At 62.6% G+C, this 23,607-nt stretch carries 13 protein-coding genes; 2 read left to right on the top strand and 11 right to left on the bottom strand.

What is annotated here, in order from left to right; all coding sequences use genetic code 11:
* Nucleotides 1-4: 4 nt before the first annotated feature.
* Complete coding sequence (locus tag AABB87_RS01630) at nucleotides 5-2,386, bottom strand: winged helix-turn-helix domain-containing protein (RefSeq protein WP_341969378.1); 2,382 nt, start codon at nucleotides 2,384-2,386, stop codon at nucleotides 5-7.
* A gap of 320 nt (nucleotides 2,387-2,706) precedes the next feature.
* On the opposite strand from AABB87_RS01630, the gene AABB87_RS01625 reads away from it, so the two are divergent.
* Nucleotides 2,707-3,411: a PEP-CTERM sorting domain-containing protein gene (locus AABB87_RS01625; protein WP_341969377.1), complete on the top strand. Its 705-nt coding sequence runs from the start codon at nucleotides 2,707-2,709 to the stop codon at nucleotides 3,409-3,411.
* Nucleotides 3,412-3,799: 388 nt separating this feature from the next.
* Here the strand turns inward: AABB87_RS01625 and AABB87_RS01620 are convergent, their stop codons facing one another.
* The 9 genes from AABB87_RS01620 to AABB87_RS01580 all read right to left on the bottom strand — a co-directional run bounded on the left by AABB87_RS01620 (nucleotide 3,800) and on the right by AABB87_RS01580 (nucleotide 20,170).
* Complete coding sequence (locus AABB87_RS01620; RefSeq protein WP_341969376.1) at nucleotides 3,800-5,503, bottom strand: M14 family zinc carboxypeptidase; 1,704 nt, start codon at nucleotides 5,501-5,503, stop codon at nucleotides 3,800-3,802.
* Between the two features lie 80 nt (nucleotides 5,504-5,583).
* Nucleotides 5,584-6,387, bottom strand: coding sequence for a LytR/AlgR family response regulator transcription factor (locus tag AABB87_RS01615; protein WP_341969375.1), 804 nt, complete (start codon nucleotides 6,385-6,387; stop codon nucleotides 5,584-5,586).
* A 14-nt stretch (nucleotides 6,388-6,401) separates the two neighbouring features.
* The gene (locus AABB87_RS01610) at nucleotides 6,402-7,568 is read right to left on the bottom strand and encodes a sensor histidine kinase (RefSeq protein ID WP_341969373.1); all 1,167 of its coding nucleotides are present in this window, start codon (nucleotides 7,566-7,568) and stop codon (nucleotides 6,402-6,404) included.
* 48 nt (nucleotides 7,569-7,616) lie between these two features.
* Nucleotides 7,617-8,720 (bottom strand): sensor histidine kinase, encoded by a 1,104-nt coding sequence (locus tag AABB87_RS01605; protein WP_341969372.1) that lies wholly within the window; start codon nucleotides 8,718-8,720, stop codon nucleotides 7,617-7,619.
* A 119-nt stretch (nucleotides 8,721-8,839) separates the two neighbouring features.
* On the bottom strand, nucleotides 8,840-9,595 hold the full coding sequence (locus tag AABB87_RS01600) for a class II glutamine amidotransferase (RefSeq protein WP_341969370.1): 756 nt from the start codon (nucleotides 9,593-9,595) through the stop codon (nucleotides 8,840-8,842).
* A 14-nt stretch (nucleotides 9,596-9,609) separates the two neighbouring features.
* Nucleotides 9,610-10,824, bottom strand: a complete 1,215-nt coding sequence (locus AABB87_RS01595; protein ID WP_341969368.1) for an NAD(P)/FAD-dependent oxidoreductase — start codon at nucleotides 10,822-10,824, stop codon at nucleotides 9,610-9,612.
* A gap of 223 nt (nucleotides 10,825-11,047) precedes the next feature.
* Nucleotides 11,048-14,017 carry a TonB-dependent receptor plug domain-containing protein gene (locus tag AABB87_RS01590; RefSeq protein ID WP_341969367.1) on the bottom strand — a complete coding sequence of 990 codons (2,970 nt, stop codon included), beginning with the start codon at nucleotides 14,015-14,017 and terminating at the stop codon, nucleotides 11,048-11,050.
* Nucleotides 14,018-14,534: 517 nt separating this feature from the next.
* Nucleotides 14,535-17,336, bottom strand: a complete 2,802-nt coding sequence (locus tag AABB87_RS01585) for a TonB-dependent receptor (protein WP_341969366.1) — start codon at nucleotides 17,334-17,336, stop codon at nucleotides 14,535-14,537.
* 650 nt (nucleotides 17,337-17,986) lie between these two features.
* Entirely contained in the window at nucleotides 17,987-20,170 is a 2,184-nt protein-coding gene (locus tag AABB87_RS01580; protein WP_341969365.1) for a malate synthase G, read from the bottom strand.
* A 167-nt stretch (nucleotides 20,171-20,337) separates the two neighbouring features.
* On the opposite strand from AABB87_RS01580, the gene AABB87_RS01575 reads away from it, so the two are divergent.
* Nucleotides 20,338-21,258: a LysR family transcriptional regulator gene (locus AABB87_RS01575; RefSeq protein ID WP_341969364.1), complete on the top strand. Its 921-nt coding sequence runs from the start codon at nucleotides 20,338-20,340 to the stop codon at nucleotides 21,256-21,258.
* Nucleotides 21,259-21,261: 3 nt separating this feature from the next.
* On the opposite strand, the gene AABB87_RS01570 is transcribed toward AABB87_RS01575, so the two are convergent.
* Nucleotides 21,262-23,607, bottom strand: coding sequence for a putative bifunctional diguanylate cyclase/phosphodiesterase (locus AABB87_RS01570; RefSeq protein WP_341969362.1), 2,346 nt, complete (start codon nucleotides 23,605-23,607; stop codon nucleotides 21,262-21,264).

The following is a 23,607-nucleotide window of genomic DNA, read 5'->3' as shown; positions in this document are numbered from 1 at the left end:
CGCCTCAAGCCACCAAAAGCTTGTCGCGCTGCGCCTGCTTGGCCTGCTCAATCCGGGCCAGCACCGCCTTGAAGCGCGGCAGTTCACGCAGGCTTTGCAGTGCCGGGTCCTGGGCCAGCCACCAGCCGCGCCGCCAGCCCAATTGATAGGCCTCCTCCAGCGCAGCCAAGGCCGGTTCCGGTCGGCCGCGCAAGGCTTCGATGCGGGCGCGGTGGTAGCCCGTGGCATGCCAAACATTGCCTTGGCGGGCATAACGTTCGATGAAGCCGGAGGCTTGCTCGATGAAGGGCTCGGCCTTGTCCCGCTGCCCCGCGGCACTGTAGATGGTGGCCACGTCGAGCCAGATGTGCTGGCCTTGGAAGCAAAGCCAGTTGTTGTAGAGCGGCACCGGGTCAGCCAAAACCAGCCCGAGCACCGACTCCAGCGTCTTCAGCGCAGCCTCCTTTTGGCCCAATAACAAGTGCAACAACGAGGCGTCGATCACGGCATCGCGTTCGGCCGTCAACTGCGCCGGCTTCAAGGGCAGGATCCGCAAAGCCTCGGCCAAGGCCACCGAGTCATTGGCTTGCACCCACTGCATGGCTGCCTGCATCCGCGCGGCGACCGGCGTAGCGCTCAAAGCCTGGAACTGGGCAAATGCCTTCTGCGCTTCCTCGCTCAAGCCCAGATCCAGATATAGCCAGGCCAATTGCTTCCAGAGCTGTTCGCGCTTGGGGTCCAGCAAGAGCGCCTTGCGATAGCCCAGCACCGCATCCGCCAGGCGGCCACGCGCATAGCCAAGAATGCCCAGGCCCCAATGCCCATTGGCATGCTGCGGCGCCAGGGCGATGGCGCGCTGATACGCCGCCTGCGCGGCTTCGTATTGCCCGGCATGGATGGCCGCCAAGCCTGCGCGGTGCTGGATCTGCGCCGTCAAAGGGCTCAGCTGCGCCGCCTTGGTGAAAAACGGCTGGGCGCGTGCCGGCCAGCCGTCATCGCTCTCATTGCTGCCGGACCAGTTCAAGAGACTGGCGTCACTGGGCGCCTTTTCCACCGCCCGAGTCAACCAGCGCCGCGCCTCTTCGTGCTGGCTGAGGTTGGCCTTCAAGTGGCCTTGCAGTCCCAGGGCCAGCGGAGCTTCGGGGTCCAGTTGCAGGGCGCGATCGATCAGTGGCTGCGCGCGCGCATCCATGGCGCGAAAGCTCAGGCCGCTGCCGTAGTGGTACTCAGCAATCCAGGTGGCGGCATGACCCACATAGGCCAGGGCAAAGCCGGGGTCAGCATCGATGGCGCGCTGGAAGTAGGCCCGCGCCTTCAAGATGCCCTCGATCTGACCGCTGCGCTGATGGTGCAGCCCGAGCAGATAGAGCTCATAGGCATCGGCCTGGGGCATAGGTGACGCGCTGGCCGGCAGCGGCGCCACGCCGAGGGCCTGCAAGGCGGCGTTGGCGGCGCTGAAAGCCAGGCGGCCCAGCGCTGCGGCCGGCGACTCCAGCACCTGATGCCAGAGCACTTCGCTGTCCGCCGCGCGGTACAGGCTGAGTTTGAGTTGCAAGCCCTGCTGCCAGCGCTGCAACTCGCCCCACAGCACATGGGTCACGGCCAGCTGCTTGGCCTGCGGCGCCAAGGCCTGGGCACTGCGAAACTGGAAGGAGGTGGAGCGGGACGCCACCCGAATCTGCTGATGGCGCGAGAGTGCGCCAATCACGCTTTCGGCCAAGCCGTCGGCCAGCGGCTGCTCCAGCGCCTTGGGCGAGACGTCATCAAAAGGAAGGACGGCCAGGGTGATATCACCGGCCGGCATGCGCGCGGCGCGCTGCCAGGCCCACCAGCCGCCTGCGCCGAGCAAGGCCGCCGCTGCTGCCGCCGAGCCGCCGAGCAGCAGGCGCCGGCTTGGGGCAGGAGGAATGGTGGAGGCGGAAAGAACGGGTGGCGCCATGCCCTGATCGGTCGCACGCCGCTTTGGCTCAGACTCAGGCGGTAACGGCGCCGGTGTCGGTGTCGGTGTCGGCCCTGCTAGCGGGGCTGGGGTGGCTGCGGCCACCACCTCGCTGACCTCCGCCACCAGGCGATAGCCCTTGCGCGGCACGGTGACGATGTAGCGCGGCTGGCTGGCATCGTCACCCAAAACCTGGCGCAGCTGCGAGATCGACTGGTACACCGAACTCGGAGTGACGACCACGTCCCCCCAGACCTCGTCCAGCAGCTGATCCAGGGTCACCAGTTGCTGCGGTCGGCGCGCTAATGCCATCAGCAAGCGCATCTTGCGCGGCTCCAGCTTGAGCAGCTGCTCACCCCGGCGCAGCTCGTCCAAGACCGGATCGGCCTGCCATTCACCAATCTGCAGGGCTCGCGCGGCCAGGAGGTCGGCCTCTGCGCCCGGGGTCGGAGACCCGCCCCCGCTCATGAGAAATTCCCGTAAACCGTTGATTTCATTGGCGAATAAAACCTTCAGAGAAACCTAAGAGTTCCATCAGGACTTGCCGCGCGTGGCCGCCGACCATGGCGCCACATCGACATCACGCCAGGGAGCCCCCAATGCGCAGCAAGCAGCCTCAAGCACAGTGTCAGAGCCACTCGCAGGACCCGGGCAGCGCGCCAGGAGATTGTGCGGGAGCACGGCTCTTCACCCAGGACGGTCGCCCCCCTAACTTGATGAGGCACGGACACTGTCTGTCTCGACCCGGGGCCGTCGCCGGATTGCGCTGGAGTCGGTGGCCCGCCACCATGGTTCATCAAGCCTTGAGCGCGGCGGCCGTGAAGCCCAAGCTGAGCTGCCTCGCCCTGCTGGCCGCCCTGTGCACGGCGGCCAATGCCCAGGCCGCGAACATGACCTACACCAGCGAAGCCAGTTTCCTGGCAGCAGTAGGCACGGCAAGTTCCGAGACCTTCAACGCCTTCACCACGGACACCAACAACGACCTGTTTGGTACCCCCCAAACGCTCAATCTGAGCGGCTTTGCGCTGAGGGGGGCCTGGAACGTCGATGCCCCAGACCCCGGCACAGACCCGCTGCGGACCATCGACGGCAGCACCCATGTGCTCATCGACTTGGCCTGGGGCGGCGGGACCGAGCTGCGTTTTGCTGACCCCATCAAGGCCTTCGGCGCCTGGTTCCGCGGCGCGCCCACAGCCATCAGGGTGGATGGCGACAGCCTGGATGGCTTCGGCTCCTACCGCCACGTCGCTGAACTGAGCCCCACAGCGGAGGAACTGCAGTTCATCGGCTTCACCTCGGACCAGACCTTCAACCGCATCATTTTTCTTGGGAACGGCTGCTGCCGTTGGAACTTCGCCATCGACAACATGGCTTACGCCGCCAGCCTGAACCCGTCCCCGGTGCCCGAGCCGGGCAGTTGGGCGCTGATGGCAGGGGGCTTGGCCGGCTTGGCTTGGCTGTGGCGCCGCAAGTCCACTAGCAGCAGCAACTGATGCTGCGCAACTGGCGCCCTGACCGCCAGCGCTGACATCAACTCAGGCGGCGAGACGCCAGCGTCACCAGCACTTTGCGCTCGGCAAGCTCATTCACAAACTTGTCGAGTGTTCGATTCACGCAGGGAAGCAAGCCATCAGCTCGGCTTTGCAATTTGGTCATCTGCGCGTAAGCGCAGCACCAGAGCCGGCGTTGGCCTAGCTTTTTGCTCCGGGTGTTCTTCCAGTCTGGCTTTGGCGTGGTCGGCCTCATCAACGCAAGAGCCAATCGCGAAGTGGCGATCCGTTGCCACCTCACACAAACACCTCAGCCATCAGCCAGACCAGCGGCACGCTGAGCCCAAGCCCCAACCACCCGGCCAGTCAATCAGTTAGCCGCCGGACGATGTCAATCAAGCACGACTTCCGTGCGCACCGTGCCGGCGCGGTCGGCGCAGGCCGTCAACGCCAGCCGGGTGCCCTGCGGCGCGCGCACCACCCACTCGCCCACGGCGCGGTCGGCGGTGACCTCGCGGCTGGGCAGAAAGGCTTGTTGGCTGGACTTAGGCGCATGGCCCTCCAGCTGCGGTCCTTCCATGCGCTCTTTGCCGCTGACCAGGCTGACCTCGGGCTGATTGAGTGGCAGATGGATTTCAAACATCACGCCGCGCACCACCTTGCGCTCCAGCGCCCGCTTGGTCACATAGGCCGGCAGATAGCCGCTATTGGCCACGGCCAGGCGAATGCGCCAGGTGTCGGGGCCCAGGGCACGGACCTCGGTGCGCAGGATTTCCAGCTTGGGCAGGGAAAGCGCAATCTGATCCATCCAGGCCGGAAAGCGCGCCGCCTCGCGTTCGCGCAGCGCCGGCGGCGGATTGCGCCAGAAGTTCATCTTGTCCCAACCGCCAATCTCGACGTCACCCAGCTGCGGGTGATGGAACTCCCGCCAGTCCACATGGGCCTGGCCGCCGCATTGCTCGTCGCTCCACTTCAGCAGCTTGAGATCGTCTTCGACCGGATGCTCACGGTACCAGTCGATCCACTTATAGCCCTCGATGCCGGCTTCCTTATTGGGTGACCACAGCTCCACCACCCAGAACAGCGCGCCCAGCTGCTCATAGACCCAGTCCTGCGTGCCGGTGATGATTTCCTTGGGATGGTATTTGAAGTCGTGCCAGATGCTGATGGCGGGATAGCCGCTGAGCTTTTCGCCCAGGGCAGAGAAGCGTTTGTAGCTCCACAAGTCCTCGGGAATCATGTCCTCATCGCTGCAGCCGCCCATGGGCCGCAGGATCACGCCGCTGTGGGTGTGATAGCTGATGGCCGCGCCGATATTGGGGTGGGCGATGATGAAGTCCACCATCGCCCGCACCTCGGGTTCGCTGGTGGGGTATGGGCCGGCGCCGACCTGTTTGTACTCCTGGCGCCATTCGCTGGGGAAGTTACGGTTCAGGTCCAGGCCCTCGCGGTCCTTGTTGACCGTGACGGTCAGACCGTCGTGGTTCTTGATGAAGCCCTCAGGGATCAGGCGGTAATACTCGCCGCCGAATTCGCCCGGCTCGCGCGCCACCATCAGGCGCGGCTCCTCCGCATGTTTTTTGTAGCCGCCATGCGGGTCGCGAATGCGCATGGTGAGGATGCGGCCATCGCCGTCCACATCCTCGGCGCTCAAGCCGTCAACAGGCGCTTCGTCAAAGGGGTAAGGCCGGGTGGAGGAGCGGATATGGCGCGGCCGATCCGCCAGCGCCAGCTCGGCGCCATCAGGGTTGAGGCGCGGCACCATATAGACGGCCCGCGTGTCCAGCAGCTTCGTCACCTCGGGATTGACGCCGTAGCCGGTGACCAGGTGGTTGAGGTAGTAGAGACAGGTGGTGGACGCGGTCAACTCAGCGGCGTGGATATTGCCGTCCAGCCAGAAGGCGGGCTTGTCCACATCGGCGCCGGTGGCGGTATTGGTGAGCACCAGCACCCAGATGTCGCGGCCCTCAAAACTCTTGCCGATGGAGCGTACCGAAACCAGATTGGGCCGCGCCTCGGCGAAGGCGAATAGCAGCTCGGTCAGCGGCTCGTAACGGTAGAACTCATCGAAGCGGGGAGTTGGCAAGGCGGCCATGGAAGCTCACTGAAAGCGGTGTCGCGGCCCATTGTGCACAAAGCGCGTGACCCCGCCAGAGCGAATGCCCCAGCGCGCCCTCACTGACCCTTGAACAAGCCCTGGAACTGGCGCGATACCGGCAGCTTTTCTTCGCGCCCGCGCAGCGTGATCACCATGCTGTTTTCGTCGATGCGCAGGGCGCTGGCGATGCAGCGGCTGTTCACCAGCACCGAGCGGTGCACTTGCCAGAAATCATTGATGTCGAGCTGAGCCAGCAGCTCCTTGAGGGGGGTGCGGATCAAGGCCTCGCCGTCCTTATCGGCGCCGGGCTCCCGGTAGACCACCCGGGTGTAGCGATTGTCGCTCTCAAAATAGATCACATCCGCAGGCGCGATCAGCTTGATCTCACGCCCCAGGCTGGCCTGGATGGGGCGCGACTTGGGCGTCGTCGCGGGCAGCAGTTGCTTGAGCAAAGCCTGCAAATCGGGGCCTGGTGCGGCCGTGGCCTGGGCCGACTGCAAGCGGCTCTTGACCCGCTCAATCGCCTGGCTCAGGCGGGCGTCGTCCACCGGCTTCATCACATAGTCAACCGCACCGGCATCGAAGGCCGAGACTGCGTGGTCGCCGTAAGCGGTGACAAAGATCACCTGCGGTGGCGTTGCCGTGGCGGCCATGCGGCGTGCCACCTCAATGCCACTGAGGCCGGGCATGCGAATGTCCAGAAAGCACAGTGCGGGCTCATGGGCCAGAAAATCGTCCCAGGCGTCAACGCCATGCGTGCTGGCGGCAACGATGTCCAGCTCGGGCCACAGGCGCTGCAGTGCGGCACGCAGTTGTTCGCGCGGGCCTTCTTCGTCATCGGCAATCAGGGCGCGGATGCTGCCTGTCTCGTTTTTCCTCATATCGTGATGCCTCCTCAGGTTTTGATCGTTGATGTGGTCAGGGCGCTGGCCTCGGGCCGGACCCGAAGCTCAGCTTGGCAGCCGCCCTGCGCGCGATTGCTCAAGCACAGGCTGGCGCGCGCACCAAAGGCTTGCTGCAGGCGCAGCCGAGAGTTAAGCAGGCCCAAGCTGCCTTGCGCGTGACTCAGCGGCTGCGTCATGTTCGAAGCCGTTTGAGCCTCGCCGGGCCAATCGGCCGGCAGGCCAGGGCCGTCGTCTAGCACCAGCACGATCAAGCTGCCATCGGCCGCCATCTGGGCTTGCAGCCTTACCTCGCCACCGCTGAGCTGAGCTTGCACGCCATGCTCCACCGCGTTCTCCACCAGGGTCAGCAGCACGCCTGGCGGCAGGCTTTGCTGGGCCGCCAGCGGGTCCAGCGCCAGGCTGAAGCGCAGGCGCGCACCCAAGCGGGCCTGCATCACCTCCAGATAGCGCTGCACCGCCTCGGCCTCTTCGCCGATGGCCAGCCGCTGGCGATCAAACAGGGGCAAGGTGGCACGCAGATAGGCGGTTAGGGACGCCAATAGCGGCGCGGCCCTATCGTCCTTGCTGCTGACCCAATGCTGCAGCGAGGCCAGGGAGTTGAACAAGAAGTGTGGCTGAATCTGCGCGCTGGACAGGCGCTGCGCCAGCTCTTGCTTGTGCGCGCGCTCGTCCTCTTCATGCAGCCAGGCGGCCATGAACTCGTTGCGCCACATGGCCAGCACCCAGATGCCCATGGCGCATACAAAGGCCAGGCCTGCGCCTCGCAACAACAAGTCATGCGCCAAAGGTTGCAGGTCGGGGCGGCCGCGCAGGAGGACCGTGGCCACACCCGCAAGCAGGCCGAGGGGGAAGCTGCTGAGCCCATAGGCTAGGTAGAGCCGCTTCATGGTGGGCCTGCGCCAGACCAGCACGCCCAGGCCTAGCGCGCCCAGACTCAAACACAGGGCCACAACATAGGCCTCCAGCATCAACGGATTGGGCAAGCCCCAAACCAGCACCAGGGACAGCAGCAAGGCATTGATGAGCGCCGCCACTTTGACATTGGGCGAGATCTCGGCCAAGGGGGTCAGACGTTGCCACTGCGCGGGACTGAAGCGGTGGCGCGGCCCCATCATCAAGGCCACACGCCAGTCCACTTGGCGAAAAAATATACGCATAGATTCCATGGGTTCGGTTCGCAAGGCGGCGCACCAAAGGGCGCCGGATCAGGCCGCCGGCGCCTGCAGGACGCTCAGCGGTAGCGCGATCTGCGCCAAGGTGGTGGGCTCGCCCGCTGCGCAAGCGACTAGGCTCAAGCTCGCCTGCGGCCCAAAGCGCTGCTGCAAACGCGCGCGGGTATTGCTCAAGCCCACGCGCTCGCGGGTCTCAGCGCCGAGTCCTGCGCCGTTGTTCTCGACCTCCAGCAGGATCAAATCCGGGCTCAGGCGCGCCCGCAGCTGCACGCGGCCGCCACTCAGCGAGGGCTCGATGCCGTGGCCGATGGCGTTCTCCGCCAGCGTCAGCAGCAGGCCGGGCGGTAGTTGCAGCGAGGCAAGCGCCGGGTCCGCTTGAATCGACCACTGCAGGCGTTCACCCAAGCGGGCCTGCATCACCAGCAGGTAGTTGCGCACGATCTGCAACTCTTCATCCAGGCTCAGCGCCTCACGCTCGAACATGGGCAAGGTGGCGCGCAAATAGGCCGTGAAGGCACGCAGCGTGCTGCCTGCACGGGCGTCTTGGGTGTCCACCCAATGCTGCACCGAGGCCAGGGTGTTGAAGAGGAAATGCGGCTGAATCTGCGCCGTGGCCAGGCGGCGCGCCAGCTGCACGCTGCGTGCTTGCTCATCCAGCTCGCGCAGACGAGCCTCGATCTGCTGCACCCGCAGGATGATCAAGAACCACCAGGCCAGCGAGACCATCACCATGCCGCCCAGCAAGGCCGTGCTGGTGACCAACCTGGCCCTTTGCTCCAACTGCAGAGGCGGCCAGAACTTGAACAGCAAGATCAGCCCAACGCAGCCGAGTGCCAGCACGAACGAGCTGAGGTTCAGGTTCAGCCGCGTCGGCGCGCGCCACAAGACCCGTGCCACGGCCAACACGGCATAGCTCGCCGCCAGCACGCCCAGGCAGATTGCCAAGGCCCAATGGCGCGACATCGCCATGTAATTGAGTGCCAGCAGCACCACCACATTGCCCATCACATAGCCGTCAAGCGCCTTGGGCCAGGGTTGCTGACCGGCACGCGCCATTTCATCGGCACTGAACTTGCGCCGCGGGCCGGGGCAAAACCACTGGCTCCAATGCATGATGAACTTGTTGTCCTGTGTCATGGGGGCAGTCTAGGCCAGGCGTGTCGCGCGACGGCGGCTGATGCGGCGGGCTGCGGATTGCGGCGTTGAATGGCCTGTTCCCGGGGTGGCACTTGAGGCAAGCGGCTAGAAAAGCGCGCTCAGGCGTGCACAACCCCGTCCACAAACACCTTCAATTCGCCCGGCGCAAATGCCACCCAGGGCTCGTCACGGGTCAGCGGCTCGGTGGCGATGATGGCCACGCGGTCTTGCGTCGTGGTGTGGGGGGCGAAGTCCATGCTGAGGTCTTCATCCTGCAAATGCACCCGGCCAAAAGGGTGGCGGCGCAAAAGGTAATGCAGATGGGTTGAGCCATGCGCCCACAGCGCCTGGCCGTTGGACAAAAGCATATTGAAGGTGCCGAAGGCATTGAGCTGCGGGCAGAGCTCACGCAGGGTATGGGTCAACTCCTCGATGCTGGGCACGGCGCAATGCGCTTTGGCCAGCTCTTGCATCAGCCAGCAGAACGCGCGCTCGCTGTCGGTGTCACCCACCGGGCGGAACGCCGCGTGCAGGCGGGGATGGAAATCCTTCAAGTTGCCGTTGTGCGCAAACACCCAGTAGCGCCCCCACAGCTCGCGCTGGAAGGGGTGGGTGTTTTCCAAGGCCACCTGGCCCTGCGTGGCCTTGCGGATATGGGCGATGACGTTATCGCTCTTGATCGGATAGTCCTGCACCAGCTTGGCCAGCGGTGAGACGCGGGCGCTGTGGTGGTCAACAAAGTGACGCAGACCACGGCCTTCGAAGAAGGCGATGCCGAAGCCGTCTTTGTGCTCCTCCGCGCGCGTGGCCAGGCCGGTGAAGCTGAACATCACATCGGTCGGCGTGTTGGCATTCATGCCCAGGAGTTGACACATGGCAGGCGCGCCCCTTATTCGAGAAAGAGCCGCGAGAAGCCCTTGAGGCTGACCAGATTGCCCGGGTTGCTGGTCTCATTGAGCACACCGCTCATGCGCTGCAGCAGGCGCGGGCTGCGCTGGGCACGCCAGATCAGGATGTCGGCCAGCAAGGGGAAGGCATTGACGCGGTTGGCGCGGTGGTAGAGGTCGAACTTGGGCTTCAAGGCCTTGAGGCTGAGCTCATAGGCTTGACGCACTTCGCCTTCGGTTTGACTCTTGGCGCGGCCGGCCAGGATCGCGTCGGCCACCAGCATGCCGGTTTCCATCGCCTTGCCAATGCCTTCGCCGGTGAAGGAATAAGTGCTGCCAGCGGCTTCGCCGGTGACCATCAAACCGGGGCGGCTCCAGCGCGCGCCATTCAAGCTGCAGCGCAGCGGCGCGCCCTTGAAGTCGCCCACCACCTCGCCCACGCGCATCAACTCGGCGGCAGGCGCATAGCTGGCGACGAAGGCGTCGAGGATGTTGCGCAGATTCAGCTCTTTCTTGCTGCCCTTGCCGCCCACGGCGGAATGGCTGTCGGTCACGCCGACGCCGATATTGAAGCAGTTGTCGGGCGCGGGGAAGATCCAGGCATAGCCGGGCCGCACCGCCTCACCCCAGACGATTTCCAGCGCCTTGATTTTGCCCACCATCTCGGGGGCACGCACATAGCCCCGCAAGGCCACGCCGCTGGGCGTGTGGCGTTCGCACATGCCGGCGGCCTGCAGCGCCTTGGGCACCGCGCCGGTGGCCAGAATCAGCCACTGGGCCTGCACTTCCACCAGCGCATCACCCAGCTTGAGCAAGGCGCCGTTGACGCGGCCCTGCGCGTCTTCCAGCGGCTTCTCGAAACGGGCCGGAGCCAGGAATCTGGCGCCGGCGTCTTGCGCGGCCTGGCACATCAAATTATCGAGCTGGCGGCGCGGCAACACGGCCAGCGAGCCCGGCACATCGATGCGCCCGCCACGCGGCCCGATGCAACCCACATGCGTGACATGCTGGGACTGGCTCATCACCTGATCCAGCAGGCCCAGACGCTTGAGCGCCGCGTGGGCATCGGGGATCAAACCGTCGCCACAAATCTTGTCGCGCCCCTGCGGATGCTGATCCACCAAAAGCACATCCAGCCCGGCCTGGGCCAGCACTCGCGCGCAGGCATTGCCTGCTGGGCCGGCACCGACGATGAGCACATCGCAACGATCTGGCACGGCGGCGTTCGCGCCGCTTGAGTCGGCTTGACGGGGCTGGTCTGCTGTCATTGTTCTATCTTTCTGTCTTCCTCTGAACGAGCGGGCATTCTAGGCAATGCTTGAGTAACAAGCCTGCAGGCATTTGCGCCGTCAAACAGGCAAAAAAAACCGGCACATCGCAAGCAATGTGCCGGTTCAGGCGTTCACAGCGCTGATCTTGCAATCAGCGCGTCAGGCCAACTTACATGCTGTAGCGGATACCAACGTAGTAGCGGCGGCCGATGGGGTCATACATGCTGGCGTTGGTCTCTGCACCGGTGGTGTTGCCAGGCAAGCCAGAGATGATCGGAGGAGCCTTGGTCGCCAGCGCATTGTCCACGCCCAGATAGATCTGAGCCTTACCGAAGGAGTACGTGCCTTGCAAGTCCAGATAAGTGCGCGACGAAATCTTGCCGTCGGCCTTTGTCCAGCCATTGCTGTTCATGAACTGGTCGTCCAGGTAAGACTCGCCAATATAGGTCGTCGTCGCCGTCACACCCCAGGCACCAATGTTGTAGCCCAGGTTCAGCAACCAGCGATTTGTCGGCGCGCCGACTTCACCATCAAAGCGATTCTGATCAGCATCAGGAGTCGGCTGGTTGTAGGACTTCAACAGACGCGTGTAGGCCAAGCGCGAATTGAAAGCACCACCTGCCAGCTTGGTCGCGTAGCTAGCAGTCACGTCCACACCTTCAACCAAGTCGCCGCCGGTGTTTGCCGAGGTTTCATTGATGTATTGCAAGGAGCCTGCGCTGTTAGAACCCAGCGGAGTCGCACGACGGGTGATGTACTGGCAGAAGGAGGTGTCCTCACCGCTGTAGCACTTGTCCAGAGCGTACTGGCGTCCGGGGGTGTTGATCGCGTCCTTGATCTTGATGCGGTAGTAGTCTGCAGTGAAGGTGACATCACGCAGTGCTGGCACGGTCTTGGGCGTAATGACAAAGCCCAGGGTTGCCGAGCTGCCTTGCTCTGCCTTCAGGTTTGGATTGCCGCTGTTGAAGCCGCTCACGCCTTGCAAATCTGACTGGTTCAAGGTGAACTTGCCGTTAGCAGCCACGTTGGCGGCCACGCCAGCGTCAGCAAGGCAGTTCTTAGCCAAGGTCGTGGTGTCCGTCGCCTTCACGTCCTTGCAGGGGTCAACCAAGCCTGTCGGGAAAGTTTGCGCAGGCGCTTGATACAGCTCGCCAATATTGGGGGCACGCGTCGAAACTGCGTAGTTAGCACGCAGGCGGACTGTGGAGTTAGCGGCCCAATCCAAGCCACCGTTCCAGCTGGTGGTGCCACCGACGCTGGAGTACTTGCCGTAGCGAACAGCTGCGGTCGCATCCAGAGACTTCACCAAAGGCAGGTTCTTCAGCAAGGGCAGACGCGTTTCAATGAACGCTTCCTTCACATTGAAGTCACCCTTGGTGTTGGGCAGCGCGTTGCCGGCGTTGAGACCGGTTTGGGTCAACGCGTCGAACTCGGTGCTGGAAGTTTCCTTGCGGTACTCACCACCAAAGGCAATACCAACAGGGCCGGCCGGCAGGCTGAAGGGCTCACCAGTGATGGTGAAGCCGGCCAAAGCCTGCGTCATCTTCGTGTTGAGCGAGCTGGGCGCGTGAAGGTACTTTGCCGCCGCCGCATCCAAGGTATTGGCACCGAACACATTGGCAGGCACGCAACCTTGCGCACGTGCAATGGCGTCCATACAGATAGCGTCGGTCTTGCTGCCATTGTTGTTCACGTCGTTGACGTCTTGAATGGCTTGCAAGGCATTGCGGAAGTTCAACACATTGACCTGGCCGGTACCGGTTTGGCCTTCCTTGGTGAAGCCGTAGGCCAAGTAAGTGTCGTAGCTCCAAGTCGAGGTCAACTCACCCTTGACGCCGCCCGCAATGCGCAGAGTGTCGCGCTCTGCCTTGCTGCCTCGGACGTCGATGTCGGACATCCGACGGGTGAAGTTGTAGTCCTTCAGGCCATCGCCATCACGATCGATAGCGTTGTTGTAAATGGTGTCGGGGACCAATGGGTTGCGGGTCTTGACGCCACCCACCATGAACTCAGCCGGCACAAAGCCTGTGGGCTTGAAGATGTCAGCCGAAGACAGGGGATAGGGTTCCAGGCGCGTTTGGGTCTTGGTAGAGGCGTAGTTGCCTTCGAAGAACACCGTATGCTGGTCGTTCAGATGGAACTCACCCTTGCTTGCGAGCATCAGACGATCGGTAGGCACAGCAATCGTGCGATAGGCCGAGCGGTTGAAGCCGGTTGCGCCCACGCCATCACCATTGGGGCCATTGGTCGACGAAGGGATTTGCTTGCCATTCGCGTCATAGGTGAAGCTCTTGTTGACCAGCGCACCCTTGCTATTGAGAGTACCGTCTTGGTACGTGAAGGTACCCTGAGGCGCGAAGCTGGAGTAGAAGGGCTTCTGCGCCGTGAAGATGTCAGCTGCCTCGCCGGTGAAGCCGGCACCCAGGGAGTATTGGTCAATCGCAGCAAAGTCGCGGTCACGTGAATACACGGCACCTTGCTGGCTACCCGACAGATTGAACATCAGATTGCCGCGGCCATTGCCGGAGTTCATGCCGAAAGTGGCACTGAACTTCTTCTTGTCGTCGTCGCCCTTTTCGCTGCGACCCATCTGAGCGTCCAGCTTCATGCCTTCAAAATTACGCTTCAGAATGATGTTGACCACACCGGCCACGGCGTCAGAGCCGTAGGTCGACGAAGCGCCGCCAGTCATGACCTCAACCCGCTCGATAAAGTCGGCAGGAATGCTGTTCAAGTCGACCGAGCTATCACCCGGAACGCCGGTCACATAGCGTCGGCCATTGACCAACACCAGTGTCCGATTGGATCCGAGATTGCGCAGGTCAATGGTCGAAACGCCTGCACTTGAAGTGGAGAAGTTGGAATTGTTTCGGCTGATACCGGGTGTTCCGAACACCGGGCTTTTCAGCAGCAGTTCCTGCACATTGGCCACGCCCGAAGCGGCGATGTCCGCCGAGGTCATCACCTGAATCGGCGCGGCCGATTCGGCATTCATCGACAGAATGCGGCTGCCGGTGACCTCAACACGCTCCAGCTGCTGGCCGGCGGCCTGCTGGGCGAAGGCCGGGGCGGCAAATGCGCCGAGGGACAAATAGACGGCGGCGCCGACCACGCTGATTTTTGGTTTCTTCAACAACACGATTTCTCTCCGTAGATTTGGCGGATTGCCAAGCGATTGCCGCGGTCGCGCAGATATCGAATAGACATCGCTGGCCCCAGCAGAATGGTGCTCGGTGAGTCTAGGAGCAGTGCCGCTCAGAGTGATCAAGGGTCAATACCTATGGGGCTAACGCCACAGAGCGGCGGACAAAGCCAAGCGGCACCCCAATGGCCCAAAGGGCGCACAGCGCCCAAATAAATATATGTAGAGCAAAAATTCGCAGGCAATTTGTTGCTGTTTGCGCGAATCAAAGCCTACAAACCCATAGCAAGCCGCTGAATTTGTGCTTTGGCGGGGCAGGACATTCCGACTGGCAATAGGCCACATTTGATTCGCTATTCGCACAATGTGACTTTCTAGCCCCGCCGAAGACAAAGTTCCTGCACCGAGGCGCCCCGGCTCAAAGTCCCAAAAGTCAGGGACTCATGATTTCAAATGCATAAAAAAAGCCCGGCCAAAAGGCCGGGCTTTTCACAAGTCTGGTGAGAGAACTGCTTTAGAAGCGGTACTCAGCACCCACCTTGACGGTACGCGGACGCAGAGCAAAACCGTCACGCAGATTGACCGGCGCGGGGTTGTTCATCAGGTTGCCGATGTTCAAGCCAAGGGTCAGACCCTTGAAACCGCGGTAGCTGACGTTCAGGTCGGTACGCAGATAGCTGTCGATGTTGCAAGGATAGGCACCTGGCTTCAGACGCGTCTGGCAGGCAGCTTCGCCCCAGCTGGCTTCGTCGGTTTCGTCGTTGTTCAGCTTGGTGGCCGAGGTGTAGTTGAAACGCAGGCCACCGGTCCAGTCGTTCTTGCTCCAGGCCACGCTGAAGATGCTGCGCAGACGCGGAGCATTGCGATTGCCGACGCGGTTCGGACGGAACTCATTGGCGTCGATATCCCACTCGCGCATGGTCAATGCGTAAGTAGCAGTCAGGCCCAGATTCAGGGTACCGAACTCAGGGCTGCTGACGCGACCCTTGACATCGAGGTCAATACCGGAGGACTCGGTCTTACCGAAGTTCTCGTATTGCAGCAACAAGGTCACCAACTCGCCAGCGCCCCAGGACACATTGGCCTTGGGGTCAAGCTGGTTAGCGCGCGCTGCACGGGCCAGATCGGTACCGCTGACGGGCACGCGAGCGATCAAGTCCTTGTAGCCGGCGTCGGCTTCGCGGGCCAGCACATAGTCCGGATCACGGTAGGCGATTTCGTCACGGCGCTCGATCTTGTAGTAATCGACAGCGATCGACAGGTTCTTGGTCGGATCGAAGACGAAACCGACGGTCGCGCTGCGCGACAGCTCAGGCTTGACGCTCGGGTTGGACGAAATCATGGCCGGCACCGACACCAAGCAGCCCGAGTTGAAGGCGGCTGTTGCGTCTTGCTTGTCGTTGGCATCACCGTTCTTCAGGATGTCGCGGATCTTGGTGGCGGTATCGCAGCGCTTCGGGTCAACCGTGTTGTTGAAGAAGCCGGTCAGACCAACCTTGCCCAGCGTTTCCGGAATGTTCGGAGCGCGGAAGCCTTCCGACAGCGTGCCGCGCAGCATCAGCATTTGCGGCAGCACTTCGAAGCGGGCACCCAGCTTGGGCGAGAAGTGACCGTCAAAGCCGGTAGCCTTGTCGTAACGCACAGCAGCATTGGCGGTGAAGCCCTTGAACACCGGCGCTTCAACTTCGGCGAATGCTGCGTCCAGCTTGCGATCGCCTTCGATCCAGACCGAGCCGTTGCCGATGATTTCGGCGTTCAGCAGATTCTCGGTGGACTTGATCTTGACGCTCTCCTCACGGTGCTCAAGACCGAAGGCGCCCATCACCATGCCGGCCGGCAGCTTGAACAACTCGCCACTCAACTTCGCGTCGATGTAGTTCGTGCTGTTCGAACCTTCCATACCGTGCTTGCGGAACATGCGGCCCAGCAGCTCAGAGCTGTTGGCGCCACCGACCTTGTACTCGCCACTGCTGACGGCATTGATGAAATCGGTGCGATGTGCGCCGACGCCATTCTTCTCACCGTCGGCGCCGATACGGCCGATCACGGTTTCCCAGTCCCAAGTGCCGAAAGTGCCCTTCAAGCCGGCTTGAACGCGGTACTGGCTGGCATCGGCCGGCGTGGACCACATGCCCAGATCGTCCATGAAGCGGTATTCCAGACCAGCAACGCCACCGGTGTTGTTGGCAGGATTGTTGGCCGCCAGCAGGGGCTTGTTGACCAGCTGAACCTTCTTGCTATTGCCGTCAAACCACTTGTACTGCGTGCCAGGTGCATTGATACCGAAGGGCAGTGCCAGGTAGTCGGTCGTGGTCTTGGAATAAGACGCTTCGCCGAAAGCTTCGATGGTGTCCGACACCAGATAACGACCGGAAGCGAACAAGTTCATGCGCTTGGCCGGGTCGTAGATCTGGTTCAGGGCATTGACGTCGGTAGTGCAAGCACCAGCCGCGTTCTTCTGCGAGGCCGGGCAGCTAGCCACAGGGACACGTGCGCCGCTGGTGGCTTGCACGAAGGAACCATTGGTGACCTTACCCTTGATCAAATTACCAGGGTAGGAAACCAAGCTCGGGTCACCCAGTGCTGGGTTGACGATTTGCTTGTGATAGGGGTCGTAGGAGCTCAGCGCGTCAGCCAGGGTATAGCCTTCACGCTTGTAGAACTCGGCGTTCACCAAAACGTTGAAGCGATCCTTGGCCAGGTTACCAAAGCCAGCCACGACGCTGGCCGTGGCTTGCTTCTGCAGCGATGGGCTGACACCGGTCTGGTAGTTGGCGCTGACGCCAACGCCTTCGAAATCCTTGCGGGTGATGATGTTGATCACACCAGCCATGGCGTCAGAGCCATAAACAGCCGATGCGCCGTCCTTCAGCACTTCAACGCGCTCAATTGCGTCGGCCGGGATGGAGTCAACGTTGACGAAAGTTTCCTTGGCGCCGTCGGCCAGGGCGTAGTAGGCAACGCGGCGGCCGTTCAACAGCACCAGAGTCGCGCCCTTGCCCAGACCGCGCAGGGATGCGCCGGTGGCGCCAGCGGCGAAGCTGCTGGAGTTGCCGTTATCGGTCAGCTCGTTCGTGGTGGTGGAGGTGATGGTATCCAGCACTTGGCGAACAGTGTTCGCGCCCGTTTGCTTGATCTCGCTACGGGTCACCACGGTCACAGGCGACGCGGTTTCGGCAGCCAAACGTTTGATGTTCGAGCCGGTCACTTCGACGCGTTCGAGTTGCTGAGCAGGAGCTGTCTGAGCCTGAGCCGACAAAGCAACAACGGTGAACACGGCCGCACTGACTGCGCTGAACTTGCAATTCCTCAACATGAGCATCCTTTTGGGAGTGGTGGACAAAAAAAGCCACTCGCCTCCTGGATGCGATCTTGATGAGATGGCTAGTGGAGGCTAGCGGCACTTCTTCACAAAACTTTAACTTGAAGTCCGGCCGCTTTACACAGCAGCAACACCTGTGTTTCAGGTGCAACGCGGAAGTAAAAATCGTCGCAAGTTATGGCAGGGAATTTTGCCAACGGAGAACGTGGCATAACGCCAAAACTTCACGGCAATCGGCTTACACGCTCGATGGGCAGGGCGAGATCGCCACTTGCGACCTTGATCGTCTGCAGCGGCGCTGGATGCCAGAACTTGGCCACAGGCGGTCCCGCGCGCAGCTCGCACGCCACTTCCGTGCGGATGTCGCACAACAAAAGTCGAGCGCCACCCCGCGAGGGGCTGCTTATCGACATACGAAGGCTGGGCGTTTGGCCTTCTCTTGCCAAAAAAACAGCCAAGGGCGCAAGGATGCGCCCGCATTGTCACCTAAAGCAAACACACCAGAAAAATGCGCCGACTAAACGCACAAAGCGCACAAAGCGCAAAAAGGCCCCGCAACACAGCTGCGGGGCCTTTGTAAAACCGCCTCAGCGGCTTAGAGGAAAAGGCTCGGCATGCCGAGCCTTTCCAGCATCACTTTTCGCTCAGGCGGCCTTCACTTTCAAGCGCCAGGCATGCAGCAGCGGCTCGGTGTAGCCGCTGGGCTGCGCCAGACCCTTGAACACCAGATCCAGCGCAGCTTGATAAGCGGCTGAAGTTTTGAAGTGGCCGGCCATCGGCTGGTAGGCCGCGTCGCCCGCGTTCTGGGCGTCCACCACAGCGGCCATGCGCTCGAAGGTGGCGTTGACTTGCGCGGCGTTGGTGACGCCGTGGTGCAGCCAGTTGGCGATGTGCTGGCTGGAGATGCGCAAGGTGGCGCGGTCCTCCATCAGGCCGATATTGTGGATATCAGGCACCTTGGAGCAACCCACGCCCTGGTCAACCCAGCGCACCACATAGCCGAGGATGCCCTGGGCGTTGTTGTCCAACTCTTGCTGAACCTCGGCGGCCGACCATTCGGCCTTGGCCACCACGGGGATCTGCAGCAAATTGTTCAGAATGGCGTGGCGCTCAGCGTCGGCATCAATCTTTTCCAACTCCTGCTGCACCGCCGCCACATTGACCTGGTGGTAATGCAAGGCGTGCAAGGTGGCCGCAGTGGGCGACGGCACCCAGGCGGTGTTGGCACCGGCCTTGGGGTGAGCGATTTTTTGCTCCAGCATGGCGGCCATCAGATCGGGCATGGCCCACATGCCTTTGCCGATCTGGGCGCGGCCGCGCAGGCCGCAGCTCAAGCCGGTCAGCACATTGCTGCGCTCGTAGGCGGCGATCCAGGCGCTGGTCTTCATGTCGCCCTTGCGGAACATCGCGCCGGCCTGCATGGCGGTGTGCATCTCGTCGCCGGTGCGATCCAGGAAGCCGGTGTTGATGAAGGCCACGCGGCTGGCGGCTGCAGCGATGCAAGCCTTCAGATTGACGCTGGTGCGGCGCTCTTCGTCCATGATGCCCAGCTTGACGGTATTGGCGGGCAGGCCCAGCAAGGCTTCGACGCGGCCGAAGATCTCGCTGGCAAAAGCCACCTCGGCCGGGCCGTGCATCTTGGGCTTGACGATGTAGACCGAGCCAGTGCGGCTATTGCCCTTGCGCTGCAAATCATGAATCGCGATGGTGGTGGTGACCACGGCGTCCAAGATGCCTTCCGGAATTTCCTTCGTGCCATTGGCATACAGCACAGCCGGGTTGGTCATCAGGTGACCCACATTGCGCACAAACATCAGCGAGCGGCCGTGCAGCACGACCTGACCCTGGCCATTGGCCGCCGTGTAAGTGCGGTCGGCATTGAGGCGGCGGGTGATGGTCTTGCCGCCCTTTTCCAATTCTTCGGTCAGGGTGCCTTTCAGAATGCCCAGCCAGTTGCGATAGGCCAGAACCTTGTCCTCGGCATCCACAGCAGCAACCGAATCTTCCAGATCCAGAATGGTGGACAGCGCGGCTTCCATCACCACATCGCTGACCCCCGCGGCATCGCTGGCACCGATGGCGGTGCTACGGTCGATTTGAATGTCCAGATGCAGGCCGTTATGGCGCAAAAGCACCGAGTGCGGCGCGCTGGCCTCACCTTGATAACCCACGAATTGCGCGGCATCGGCCAGGCCCGTCACGGCAGCACCGGCCAGGCTCACCTGCAGTTGGCCGCCTTCGATGCGGTAGCCGGTGGCATCCTTGTGCGAGCCCTGCGCCAGCGGCGCGGCCTGGTCCAGCACCTGGCGGGCATAGGCAATCACCTTGGCGCCGCGCACCGGGTTGTAGCGGCCGGCCTTTTCAGCGCCATCGGCTTCAGAGATGGCATCGGTGCCGTAGAGCGCGTCGTACAGCGAGCCCCAGCGCGCATTGGCCGCGTTCAAGGCATAACGCGCATTCAAGATGGGCACCACCAGCTGCGGGCCGGCTTGGGTGGCCAACTCGGCATCGACATTGGCGGTGCTGATTTGCACCGCGCCGGGCGCGGGCACCAGATAGCCGATTTGCTCCAGAAACGCGCGGTAGGCGGGCATGTCGGCGATCGGGCCGGGGTGGGCGCTGTGCCAGCTGTCCAACTCGGTCTGCAGGCGATCACGCTCGGCCAGCAAGGCGATGTTCTTTGGGGCCAGATCTTGCACGATGGCGTCAAAGCCGGCCCAGAACTTGGCGGCGTCAACACCCGTGCCCGGCAAGACCTCTTGCTCGATGAATTGCGCCAGTTCGGTGGCGACTTGCAGGCCGTGATGGGTGGTGCGTGCGGTGCTCATGGCGGAATCCTCGGGTTTTATTGCGTAAGGCGACGAATCAAGGCCCCCAATTTATGCCAGTTTGACGATGCGATTCATGACGCCGCGTGCATTGAATACATAAGCAAAACGAGCTAATCCGTCGAAAGTTCTACTTTTTCATTGCGATCAGCAGGAGAATCAGGCGCATGGATCGCCTCAAACAGATTGAATCCTTTGTCAGCGTGGCCACCCGCGGCAGCTTGACGGCCGCCGCCGCCGTCGAGGGCGTGGCCCCTGCGGTGATGGGGCGGCGCATCGATGCGCTGGAGGCGCGGCTGGGCGTCAAGCTGCTGCTGCGCACCACGCGGCGCATCACCCTCACCCACGAGGGCAGCGCCTTCCTGGAAGACTGCCAGCGCCTGCTGGTGGAGTTTGCCAATGCGGAATCCAGCGTCAGCGCCGGTGGCGTGAAGGCCAGCGGCTTGCTGCGCCTGACCGCACCGGCCGGCTTCGGCCGCCGCCATGTGGCACCCCTGGTGCCCGACTTTTTGGCCCTGCATCCGGATGTGAGCGTTTCGCTCAATTTGAGCGACCGGGTGGTGGACATTGCCGGCGAAGGCTATGACTGCGCCGTGCGCCTGGGCGACCTGCCCGACTCCAGCCTGGTCAGCCAGCGCCTGGCCGACAACCGGCGCCTGTGCGTGGGCGCGCCGGCCTATTTGAAGCGTGCCGGCGCGCCCAAACATCCGTCCGAGTTGGCTCGCCACGCTTGCCTGATGCTCAGCTCCGACGCCAGCCAGACGCGCGGCTGGGCCTTTCGCATTGACGGGGAATTGAGCTACTTGCGCCCCAGCGGCCGGCTCGACTGCAGCGACGGCCAGGTACTGCACGACTGGTGCTTGCGCGGCCTGGGCCTGGCCTGGCGCAGCACCTGGGAGGTGGAGCAAGACATTGCGGCCGGGCGCCTGCAAACCGTGCTGGACGACTTCGCCGCGCCACCCAATGGCATTTACGCCCTGCTGCCGCAGCGCAAGCATTTGCCACTGCGGGTGCGGCTATGGGTGGACTTTCTCAAGCAACACTATGCCAAGCCAGAATACTGGCGCAGCAGCGCCAAGTCGGCCTGAGGCTCAGGGCAATCGCTGTTCTGTCCAGCTGAAATGCGGCTGCCACTGCTGGACCCAGCCGGGCAGATCTGCCGCCGGCATCGGCCTCGCGATGCCATAGCCCTGTGCCAGATCGCAGCCCAAGCCGATCAGCAGGGCGCCGTGCTGAGCCGTCTCCACACCTTCGGCAATCACCTCGCAACCAAAGGCTTGCGCCATGCCGATGACGCTCTTGAGGATGGCAATATCGACAGGGTTGTCCAACATATCGCGCACAAAGCTCTGATCGATCTTCAGCTCAGCCACCGGCAAGCGCTTCAGATAAGTCAGCGAGGAATAGCCGGTGCCAAAGTCATCCAGCGCGAAGCGCACGCCCATGGTCTTGCATTCGTTCATCACCCGAACGACATGGCTCATGTCCTCCAGGGCCGAGGTTTCCAAAACCTCCAGCTCCAAGCTTGCCGGGTTGACCGCCGGATGAGCCGCCAACAGCAGCCGCAGTCGAGCAACAAAATCGACTTGCTGCAGCTGCCGTGCCCCGATATTCACACTGACTGACATTGCCAAGCCCTGCTGCAACCAGAGTTCCTGCTGCCGCAAGGTGGCGTCAATCACCCACTCCCCCACCTCCACCGCCAGCGGGTGATCTTCAATCACGGGCAAAAACTCAGCCGGGGCGAGCAAGCCACGCTCCGGGTGCTGCCAGCGGATCAAGGCCTCGGCGCCCAGCACAAGGCCAGCCCGCATATCGACCTTGGGTTGGAAGTAGAGCAAGAACTCGCCCTGATGGAGCGCCTGGCGAATGCGCTGCAGGCTTTCATGGTGACCGCGCACGCTGCGGTCCTGCTCGGCATCGAAGACGTGATAGCGGTTCTTGCCCGCCAGCTTGGCCTGGTACATGGCTTGATCGGCTTGCCGCAAGAGCTGATCGGCGTCGATCTCAATGCCTTGCGGATAAAAGGTCACGCCCAGGCTGCCCGAGACCTGCAGCGTTGTGCCGCGCACTTGCAAAGGCTGGGCGGCGGCAGCCAGCAGGCGGGTCAGCATGGGCAGGCTGGCCGGCACATCGTCCAGATCCACCAGCACGGCCACAAACTCATCACCACCCAAGCGCGCCAGCGTGTCCCCCTCGCGCAGCGCATTTTTCATATGCTCCGCCAAAGCGATCAGCATCAGGTCCCCGACCTCATGACCATGCTGGTCATTGATCGCCTTGAAGCCGTCCAAATCCAAGAACGCGACCGCCAATTGGTTGCCGCGGCGCTGCGCTTGCAGCATGGCCTGCTGCAGGCGGTCGGCCAAGAGCAGGCGATTGGGCAGATGGGTCAACGCATCAAAGTGGGCCAGGTGGCGCAGCTGCGCTTCTTGCTCGCGTTGCACCGTGACGTCGGAGAACAGCGAGCCGTAGTTGACCGTGTTGCCCGCAGCGTCCAAGACCGCGGTGATGGTCTGCATCGAGGCGAACAACTCACCCGTTTTGCGCCGATTCCAAATATCAATCTGCACATGACCGTGGCTGCGCAGTTCGGCAAACATAGTGCGGTAGAAGTCGGCGTTCTGGCGACCACTGCCAAACAGCCGCGGATTGCAACCGACGATCTCCTCCACTGAGTAGCCGGTAATGCGGCAGAAGGCCTCGTTGACCGCCAGAATGGTGCCGTCAGGCGCGGTGATCATGATGCCCTCGCGGGCATGGGTGAAGACTTTGGCCGCCAAGGAATTGGCTTGTTCAGCCTGCTTGCGCGCATCGACGTCCATCACCGCCAAGTGCATCAGCGACTCGCCCCCCTCCACCTGCGCGCATGAGGCCTGGATCTGCACCCAGCGCGTCCCGCCGTCTTGCCCGCCCTTTTCTGTTCCCTTTGGCGAGCCTTCTTGCCCACCGGCTTGGCTGCGCAGCCGCAACTCAAAGGACTGCGGCTCGCCACTGCGCTGCAAGAGCAGGCGGTGGCGATAAAAAATGTCTTGATCCTCAGGGCAGATAAAAGCCGCGAAACGGTGGCGTAGCAAATGACTACGCGGCGGACCCAAGAGTGAAGCCAGAGCCAGATTGATCTGCTCGATCGTGCCCGCCTCACCGAGGCTGCAGTAGCCTACCGGCGCCAAGTCATAGAGATCGAAATAGCGGGCGCGCGAGGTTTCCAAGTCCAGCTGCGAGCTGCGCAATTCCTCGTTTTGCATCTCCAGCTCAATCTGCTGCACCCGCAATTCGTGCAGCAGCGACTCTGGCGCTTGAATCGGCGCAGCGCCGACGGCGTCACGCGGTGACAGCGCTAGCGCGTGCAAGCTGCGAAAACGCGTCTCCGCACGCTCGCGCAAGCGCTGCAGCGTGGCACGTGCCGTGGGAGTGGAGCCGTCTTCAACACTCAT

The sequence above is a fragment of the Roseateles sp. PN1 genome, from assembly GCF_038419725.1.
Classification (GTDB): Bacteria; Pseudomonadota; Gammaproteobacteria; order Burkholderiales; family Burkholderiaceae_C; genus Paucibacter_A.
Note: the sequence above shows the minus strand (reverse complement) of the source record. Positions and strands in the feature narration are given on the sequence as shown.

Excerpts from the sequence above, each read along its gene's own strand:
- AABB87_RS01630 (WP_341969378.1), bottom strand. The coding sequence starts at position 2,386 with ATGAGCGGGGGCGGGTCTCCGACCCCGGGCGCAGAGGCCGACCTCCTG.
- AABB87_RS01625 (WP_341969377.1), top strand. The coding sequence starts at position 2,707 with ATGGTTCATCAAGCCTTGAGCGCGGCGGCCGTGAAGCCCAAGCTGAGC.
- AABB87_RS01620 (WP_341969376.1), bottom strand. The coding sequence starts at position 5,503 with ATGGCCGCCTTGCCAACTCCCCGCTTCGATGAGTTCTACCGTTACGAG.
- AABB87_RS01615 (WP_341969375.1), bottom strand. The coding sequence starts at position 6,387 with ATGAGGAAAAACGAGACAGGCAGCATCCGCGCCCTGATTGCCGATGAC.
- AABB87_RS01610 (WP_341969373.1), bottom strand. The coding sequence starts at position 7,568 with ATGCGTATATTTTTTCGCCAAGTGGACTGGCGTGTGGCCTTGATGATG.
- AABB87_RS01605 (WP_341969372.1), bottom strand. The coding sequence starts at position 8,720 with ATGACACAGGACAACAAGTTCATCATGCATTGGAGCCAGTGGTTTTGC.
- AABB87_RS01600 (WP_341969370.1), bottom strand. The coding sequence starts at position 9,595 with ATGTGTCAACTCCTGGGCATGAATGCCAACACGCCGACCGATGTGATG.
- AABB87_RS01585 (WP_341969366.1), bottom strand. The coding sequence starts at position 17,336 with ATGTTGAGGAATTGCAAGTTCAGCGCAGTCAGTGCGGCCGTGTTCACC.
- AABB87_RS01580 (WP_341969365.1), bottom strand. The coding sequence starts at position 20,170 with ATGAGCACCGCACGCACCACCCATCACGGCCTGCAAGTCGCCACCGAA.
- AABB87_RS01575 (WP_341969364.1), top strand. The coding sequence starts at position 20,338 with ATGGATCGCCTCAAACAGATTGAATCCTTTGTCAGCGTGGCCACCCGC.
- AABB87_RS01570 (WP_341969362.1), bottom strand. The coding sequence starts at position 23,607 with ATGAGTGTTGAAGACGGCTCCACTCCCACGGCACGTGCCACGCTGCAG.